At 52.7% G+C, this 1,938-nt stretch carries 2 tRNA genes and 1 rRNA gene; all 3 read right to left on the bottom strand.

Features of this window, described 5'->3' with window-relative positions:
* Positions 1-138 precede the first annotated feature (138 nt).
* The 3 genes from B5G16_RS12380 to B5G16_RS12370 all read right to left on the bottom strand — a co-directional run bounded on the left by B5G16_RS12380 (position 139) and on the right by B5G16_RS12370 (position 1,934).
* A tRNA-Ala gene (locus B5G16_RS12380) sits at positions 139-212 on the bottom strand.
* Between the two features lie 16 nt (positions 213-228).
* Positions 229-302, bottom strand: a tRNA-Ile gene (locus B5G16_RS12375).
* Positions 303-406: 104 nt separating this feature from the next.
* Positions 407-1,934 (bottom strand): 16S ribosomal RNA (locus tag B5G16_RS12370).
* Positions 1,935-1,938: the final 4 nt, after the last annotated feature.

The following is a 1,938-nucleotide window of genomic DNA, read 5'->3' as shown; positions in this document are numbered from 1 at the left end:
TTTCGTCGCCTCCAAGAGCCTAGGCATTCCCCATGCGCCCTTTATTACTTTCTTACAACTCTTACATATATTCATACGTAAGAACCATATCTCATCTCCTTAATCATGTCAATGAACGTCGAATCTTTCGATTCCGAGTGGAGGATAAGGGAGTCGAACCCTTGACCCCCTGCTTGCAAAGCAGGTGCTCTAGCCAACTGAGCTAATCCCCCGAGTGTTGCATCGGTGTAGTCCCGTGCGGACTTGAACCGCAGACCCCTACATTATCAGTGTAGTGCTCTAACCAACTGAGCTACGGGACTGTTATCCGCGGGAAAACCCCACTCGAGTATAACGTTAAAAAATTACCGGCTACTTTGAGAGAAAACCGTAGATCGATCTGTCTGCGAACAGTCGCACTCTCCAGAAAGGAGGTGTTCCAGCCGCACCTTCCGGTACGGCTACCTTGTTACGACTTAGCCCCAGTCACCGGTTTTGCCCTAGGTCGCTCCTTGCGGTCACGAACTTCAAGCACCCCCAGCTTCCATGGCTTGACGGGCGGTGTGTACAAGGCCCGGGAACGTATTCACCGCGCCATGGCTGATGCGCGATTACTAGCGAATCCAACTTCATGGAGGCGGGTTTCAGCCTCCAATCCGAACTGAGACAGGCTTTCGAGATTCGCATCCCCTCGCGGGGTAGCTGCCCTCTGTACCTGCCATTGTAACACGTGTGTAGCCCCGGACGTAAGGGCCGTGCTGATTTGACGTCATCCCCACCTTCCTCTCGGCTTACACCGGCAGTCCCGCCAGAGTGCCCAGCTTCACCTGATGGCAACTAACGGTAGGGGTTGCGCTCGTTATGGGACTTAACCCGACACCTCACGGCACGAGCTGACGACAACCATGCAGCACCTAGTTTCTCGCCCCGAAGGGAAGACCTGTTTCCAAGTCCGTCGATAACTTTCAAGCCCGGGTAAGGTTCCTCGCGTATCATCGAATTAAACCACATGTTCCTCCGCTTGTGCGGGCCCCCGTCAATTCCTTTGAGTTTCATTCTTGCGAACGTACTCCCCAGGTGGATAACTTATCGCTTTCGCTTAGCCACCGACTGTGTATCGCCGACAGCGAGTTATCATCGTTTACTGCGTGGACTACCAGGGTATCTAATCCTGTTTGCTCCCCACGCTTTCGTGCCTCAACGTCAGATATAGTTTGGTAAGCTGCCTTCGCAATCGGTGTTCTGTATGATCTCTAAGCATTTCACCGCTACACCATACATTCCGCCTACCGCAACTACTCTCTAGTCCAACAGTATCAGAGGCAGTGCCGGAGTTAAGCCCCGGGATTTCACCTCTAACTTATCAAACCGCCTACGCACCCTTTAAACCCAATAAATCCGGATAACGCTTGGATCCTCCGTATTACCGCGGCTGCTGGCACGGAGTTAGCCGATCCTTATTCGTACGGTACTTTCAGTCAGATACACGTATCCGAGTTTACCCCCGTACAAAAGCAGTTTACAACTCATAGAGCCGTCTTCCTGCACGCGGCATGGCTGGTTCAGACTTGCGTCCATTGACCAATATTCCTCACTGCTGCCTCCCGTAGGAGTTTGGTCCGTGTCTCAGTACCAATGTGGGGGGTTAACCTCTCAGTCCCCCTATGTATCGTCGCCTTGGTGAGCCGTTACCTCACCAACCAGCTAATACAACGCATGCCCATCCAGAACCACCGGAGTTTTCAACACCGAAAGATGCCTTTCAGTATGTTATGGGGTATTAGTACCGATTTCTCAGTGTTATCCCCCTGTTCTGGGTAGGTTGCATACGCGTTACGCACCCGTGCGCCGGTCGCCGGCAGTTGAAGCAAGCTTCAACCCCGCTGCCCCTCGACTTGCATGTGTTAGGCCTGCCGCTAGCGTTCATCCTGAGCCAGGATCAAACTCTCCATTGTAAAA

Source organism: Alistipes sp. An66, assembly GCF_002161445.1.
GTDB classification, from domain to species: Bacteria; Bacteroidota; Bacteroidia; order Bacteroidales; family Rikenellaceae; genus Alistipes; species Alistipes cottocaccae.
Note: the sequence above shows the minus strand (reverse complement) of the source record. Positions and strands in the feature narration are given on the sequence as shown.